At 61.1% G+C, this 5,687-nt stretch carries 7 protein-coding genes and 1 pseudogene; 7 read left to right on the top strand and 1 reads right to left on the bottom strand.

Annotation, left to right across the window (positions count from 1 at the left end; translation table 11 throughout):
- A partial coding sequence (gene zipA / locus PF446_RS07195) for a cell division protein ZipA (protein ID WP_298070632.1) occupies window positions 1-500 on the top strand: 500 nt, incomplete at its 5' end.
- Between the two features lie 31 nt (window positions 501-531).
- On the opposite strand, the gene PF446_RS07190 is transcribed toward zipA, so the two are convergent.
- The gene (locus PF446_RS07190; protein ID WP_298070630.1) at window positions 532-795 is read right to left on the bottom strand and encodes an acyl-CoA-binding protein; all 264 of its coding nucleotides are present in this window, start codon (window positions 793-795) and stop codon (window positions 532-534) included.
- A gap of 139 nt (window positions 796-934) precedes the next feature.
- Between PF446_RS07190 and cmk the strand changes: the two genes are divergently transcribed.
- From cmk to PF446_RS07160, 6 genes and pseudogenes are all read left to right on the top strand, one after another.
- The gene (gene cmk / locus PF446_RS07185) at window positions 935-1,621 is read left to right on the top strand and encodes a (d)CMP kinase (protein WP_298070628.1); all 687 of its coding nucleotides are present in this window, start codon (window positions 935-937) and stop codon (window positions 1,619-1,621) included.
- Window positions 1,622-1,855: 234 nt separating this feature from the next.
- Entirely contained in the window at window positions 1,856-3,550 is a 1,695-nt protein-coding gene (gene rpsA, locus PF446_RS07180) for a 30S ribosomal protein S1 (protein WP_298070626.1), read from the top strand.
- A gap of 176 nt (window positions 3,551-3,726) precedes the next feature.
- The gene (locus tag PF446_RS07175) at window positions 3,727-4,017 is read left to right on the top strand and encodes an integration host factor subunit beta (RefSeq protein WP_298070624.1); all 291 of its coding nucleotides are present in this window, start codon (window positions 3,727-3,729) and stop codon (window positions 4,015-4,017) included.
- Window positions 4,018-4,068: 51 nt separating this feature from the next.
- Entirely contained in the window at window positions 4,069-4,326 is a 258-nt protein-coding gene (locus PF446_RS07170; RefSeq protein ID WP_298070623.1) for a LapA family protein, read from the top strand.
- Window positions 4,323-5,495, top strand: coding sequence for a lipopolysaccharide assembly protein LapB (lapB, locus tag PF446_RS07165; protein ID WP_298070621.1), 1,173 nt, complete (start codon window positions 4,323-4,325; stop codon window positions 5,493-5,495). Before PF446_RS07170 ends, lapB begins: the two co-directional genes overlap by 4 nt.
- A 4-nt stretch (window positions 5,496-5,499) precedes the next feature.
- Window positions 5,500-5,687: pseudogene (locus tag PF446_RS07160) on the top strand (hypothetical protein); the annotation flags it as partial.

The raw sequence follows: 5,687 nt of genomic DNA, 5'->3' as shown, positions 1-5,687 counted from the left end.
CGCGTGCGCCGACGCAGGTATCAAGCCTGGGGCAGCGTCCTGAGGGTCTCGCGGTGGATCGCATCATCGCGATCAATGTTGTGGCCCCGGAGGACCGGTGGTTCCAGGGCTCGGACCTGATTGTCGCGGCGGACAAGGCGGGACTGGAGTTCGGCCACAAGGGGATATTCCATCGCATGCTCGATGGCAAGCGCGAAATGGGACCCTTGTTCAGTGTAGCCAACATGCTGCAGCCCGGGAGCTTTGACCTGTCGCAGGTGGTCGAGTTGTCGACCACCGGGCTGAGTTTTTTCATGACCCTGCCCGGGCCGGTTTCGGCACTCGATGCCTGGGAGGCCATGCTGCCGACGGCGCAGCGCATGGCTGAATTGCTGGGTGGCGAAGTTCTGGATGACGAACACAACGCCTTGGGCCGCCAGCGCATCGCCCACATTCGTGACAATCTTCGTGCCTGGGACCGGCGTCATCTGGGCGGTGAAGTCGGATTCGACTCCAGATGAATGCGTACGGATTGGAGCGTGTGCCTGCCCGCTAGATACGAGCGCCCAATCCGCGCACCAATTCGACATAGCCGCGCATGGCGTCCTCACTCGGGGTGCCGGAAAGCTTTTCCCAAGCCTCGCGCTTGGAGCAGCCGATGAAGTCGAAGAATCCGGGCCGGGGTCCGTTGGCATCGCCTTCTGTGGCCTGTTTGTACAAGGCGTACATATGCAGAAGCGTGTCGTTGTCCGGTCGGTCCGATACGTTGCGTACGGCCTTCACTGCACTGTGGAACTGGGTGTTCAGGTTATTCATGCGAATTCGATGGTCCTGCATTCCCCCCGAATGCATCCGGCTTATAGCACGCGTTCGGGGAGGGGGCAACGCGGACTTCACTGATCCGGATGGATGCTTGCCGGGCTAGAATGTGCTCTGCGCGAATCAGGGAGATCCCATGAGCGGCATCCAACCCATCCCCGTTTTGACTATTGACGGGCCCTCTGGGTCCGGCAAGGGCACGGTCAGTCGAATCGTGGCCGAGCAACTGGGCTGGCACCTGCTCGATTCCGGCGCGCTGTATCGGGCGGTCGGTTTTGCAGCGTCCATGGCGGACGTGGACCTTGCCGATGCCGAGGCAGTGACTCGCTGCGCGAAAGCCACGCGGATCACCTTCAAGCCCAGCCCGGATGGTCGGGACACGCGGGTGATCGTCAATGGGCATGATGCCAGTGACGAGATTCGCACCGAAACCTGCGGTGCGGCGGCTTCTGCGGTAGCTGCGATTCCGGCTGTGCGCGAGGCTCTGGTGGCCAAGCAGCTGTCTTTTCGCAAGGGACCGGGACTGGTCGCCGACGGTCGCGACATGGGTACCGTGATCTTTCCGGATGCCCCGTTCAAGGTCTTCCTCACGGCAAGCCCGGCCGAACGCGCGAAAAGGCGTCATAAGCAGTTGAAGGAAAAGGGTCTGAGCGTTACAATTTCCGGTCTGCAACGTGAGATCGAGGCTCGGGACGAACGCGATGCGAACCGTTCCGTGGCTCCGCTCAAGCCGGCCGAAGGCGCCTTGCGGGTCGATTCGACCGCATTGCCCGTAGAGCAAGTGGTTGCAAAGGTCATTGCCCTGGTGTGTGCGGACAGGTAATTCTGCGGACATCGGGGTGGGGGATGCAAGGCAGCGTCAAGGTCTCCGCGAGAGATTGCGGTGTATGTCCAAGCATTCAAAAAGGTGCCCGTGCCGCGGCGCGGGAACAACTCACGGTGTGATAACACCCACAACAGGTGGACCGCAGGAACCGCATGCAAGCAGCGCATCAAACGGCTGCGACAACCGACGGCGTGTGCGGCGCGACGGTCTTAATCATTTTACGGAATTCACATGACTGAAAGTTTCGCTGAACTGTTCGAACAGAGTGAACAGACGCTCTCCCGCCTCAAGCCCGGTTCCATCGTGTCCGGCATCGTGGTGGAGGTCCGCACCGATGTAGTCGTCATCAACGCCGGCCTGAAGAGCGAAGGCATTGTCCCAATCGAGCAGTTCAAGAACGAGAAGGGTGACCTCGAGGTCGAGGTGGGTGACGAGGTCAAGGTCGCCCTGGAAGCCCTGGAAGACGGCTTCGGCGAGACCAAGCTCTCGCGCGAGAAGGCCAAGCGTTCCATGGTGTGGGACGACCTGGAGGAAACCTTCGACAAGGACGAGATCGTCACCGGCAAGATTTCCGGCAAGGTCAAGGGCGGCTTTACCGTCGACATCCGCGACGTGCGCGCCTTCCTGCCCGGTTCGCTGGTGGACGTGCGTCCGGTGCGCGACCCGAGCTACCTCGAGGGCAAGGACCTCGAGTTCAAGATCATCAAGCTCGACCGTCGCCGCAACAACCTGGTGGTCAGCCGCCGCGCGGTGGTCGAAAGCGAGTACTCCGAGGAGCGCGAGAAGCTGCTTGAGCGCCTGACCGAGGGCGCGATCGTGCACGGCGTGGTCAAGAACCTCACCGACTACGGCGCGTTCGTGGATCTGGGCGGCATCGACGGCCTGCTGCACATCACCGACATGGCGTGGAAGCGCGTGCGCCATCCGTCCGAGGTGGTCAACGTCGGCGACGAGCTGGATGTGCGTGTGCTGAAGTTTGATCGCGAGCGCAACCGCGTTTCGCTGGGCCTGAAGCAGCTGGGCGATGATCCGTGGGTCAATATTGCCCGCCGTTATCCGGTCGGCAGCCGACTGTTCGGCAAGGTCTCCAACGTCACCGATTACGGTTGCTTCGTCGAGATCGAGCCGGGCGTCGAAGGCCTGGTGCACGTGTCCGAGATGGACTGGACCAACAAGAACGTCAATCCGGCCAAGGTGGTTCAGGTCAGCGACGAGATCGAGATCATGGTGCTGGACGTGGACGAAGAGCGTCGCCGCATCTCGCTCGGCATCAAGCAGACCATGTCCAATCCGTGGGAAGCCTTCGCCGCCATGCACAAGAAGGGCGACAAGGTCTCCGGTCAGATCAAGTCGATTACCGACTTCGGTATCTTTGTCGGCCTGGATGGCGGCATCGATGGTCTCGTGCATCTGTCCGATATTTCCTGGCAGGGTACCGGAGAGGACCTGATCCGCGACTACAAGAAGGGCGATGAGGTCGAGGCCGTTGTTCTGGCTGTTGATCCGGAGCGCGAGCGCATCAGCCTTGGTGTGAAGCAGATCGAGCAGGATCCGTTTGGCCAGTTCATGGCGTCCAATCCGCGCGGGACCATGGTCAAGGGCACAGTCAAGGAAGTCGACGCCAAGGGAGCCGTAGTCGACCTGGGCGACGGTGTCGAGGCTTACCTGCGCGCCAACGATATTGCCAAGGAGCGTATTGAGGACGCCACCGAGCACTTGAAGGTCGGCGACGAAGTCGAAGCCAAGTTCACCGGCATGGATCGTCGTGGGCGCATGCTTCAGGTATCGATCCGCGCCAAGGATGAAAACGAGCTCAATGACACTCTGGCTGATTACCCAGGGGCTGCCGCCGGCACCACCAAGCTCGGCGCATTGCTCCAGGAGCAGATGAACAAGCCCGAGTCATCGGACTCGGAAGAAGAGTAAGCCAAGGTCGCGCGGGGCAGCAGATGCCGCCCCGCGCGTTCCAAGTTGGATGAAACTGGGCTATTCCTGCCTGCATGGCTATTCCACATCGGTCATGCATCAGGGGGCGGATTGCAAACAAGGCACGGCTTGACAGGGGAGCTGTACGGTCTGTGCACCAGGGAATCGCGGGTACCATGACCAAATCCGAATTGATCGAAGCGCTGGCTCGTGGGCAGACACATCTTGCCTACAGCGATGTCGAGATGGCCGTAAAGGGGCTCCTGGAACAGATGAGCCTGGCATTGTCCGAAGGGGACCGTATCGAGGTCCGCGGCTTCGGAAGCTTTTCTTTGCATTATCGCCCGCCACGCATGGGGCGCAATCCCAAGACGGGAGAGGCTGTTGCCCTTCCGGGCAAGCACGTACCGCATTTCAAGCCGGGCAAGGAACTTCGCGAGCGTGTGAACACGGATCAGGACGACTGATCGTGTCTGGCGTCTGTGCGCCGGGGCGGCAATCGGGTAAAGTCATTGCGCATGCGCTATCTGATCCTACTTTTGCTGCTTGTATGCCTTGCTCTTGGCGTCGTTTTCGGCGCCCTGAATGCCGAATTGGTTGGACTTGATTTCGGCTTTGTACGACTCAATCTGCCCATTGGCGCCTCGCTGTTGAGTGCAGTCATTCTCGGCTGGCTACTGGGCGGGTTCACCGCATGGTGGGGCGTCAATGCCCGACATCGGCGTTCCCGACGCGGTCGTGATCGCAAGCCACGCAGCCCAACCCCCGACGCATGAACCTGTTCTATCTGCTGTGTGCCTTGCTTCCGGTGGCTTTCCTCAGCGGTTGGTCGTTGGCGCGCAGGGCCAGTGCCAAGCACTCCGGCGCGCGGGTGAACGCACTCTCCTCGGATTATTTCCGCGGTCTCAATTACCTGCTCAACGAAGAGCAGGACAAGGCCATCGAGGTTTTCCTCAAGCTGGCCGAATACAACCGTGACACGGTCGAAACCCATCTGGCGCTCGGGAACCTGTTCCGACGCCGTGGCGAAGTCGATCGTGCCATTCGCGTGCACCAGCACCTGGTGTCGCGCTCAAATTTGAGCGACGACATGAAGACCGTCGCGCTGCTCGAGCTGGGCGAGGACTACATGCGTGCCGGATTGCTTGATCGGGCAGAGACCTTGTTTGCCGACCTGGCCGCGATGAATGCCCATGCCCCTTCGGCGCTGCGACATCTGATCGCCATCTACCAGCATGAGCGCGACTGGCACCAGGCCATCGAACATGCACGACGTCTGGAAAAGATGACCGGAGTATCCGAGGGCCACACGATTGCGCAGTTTCATTGCGAACTGGCCGAGCAGTCGCGCCAACATGGCGCTTCGAGTGAGGCGCGGGCCTATCTTGAAAAGGCGCTGGAGTACGAACAAGGATGTGTGCGGGCGCACATGATCGATGGCGCCATGCATGCGGACGACGGAGACGACGATACGGCCATCGTCTGTTACGAGCGCGCGGCCTGGTCAAACCTGGCTTTTGTTGCCGAGATCCTGCCGCCTTACCTGCGCTGCTGCGCACGCGCCGGCAAAATGGATCATGCAGAGCGCTTCCTGTGCGAAGTGATTGAGCGCTACCACGGGATTTCTCCGGTACTGGCGCTGACCGGCATCTACCAGGAGCGCGACGGGGAGCGCACGGCCATCGACTTCCTAACCGCACAATTGCGCCAGCGCCCGTCCGTGCGTGGACTGATGGCCCTGATCGACGCGACCATGGACAAGATGTCGGGTGAAGCTCACGCCAATTTCCTGATCCTGCGCGACCTGACGCGCAAATTGCTCGCGGGCCAGGCCATGTACCGATGCAGCCAGTGCGGATTCGGCGCGAAAGCACATCACTGGCAGTGTCCGAGTTGCAAGCGCTGGGCAACGGTATTGCCGATTCTCGGTGTGGCCAACGAATGAAGCGATGACCGGACTGCATCTCCTGGCCACTCCGCTTAGCGCCGCGCTCATTGCGCTGCTTGTCGCAATCGCGTTTACGCGGGCAACGCTTGGTTACGCCCTGAGGCGCGGCATGCTGGATGCTCCAGGCAAGCGTCGATCACACACCATGCCTACGCCGCGTGGAGGCGGGGCAGGGCTGGTCCTGGGTGC

Origin of the sequence: Oleiagrimonas sp. (assembly GCF_027858935.1) — a bacterium.
Taxonomy (GTDB): Bacteria; Pseudomonadota; Gammaproteobacteria; order Xanthomonadales; family Rhodanobacteraceae; genus Oleiagrimonas.
Note: the sequence above shows the minus strand (reverse complement) of the source record. Positions and strands in the feature narration are given on the sequence as shown.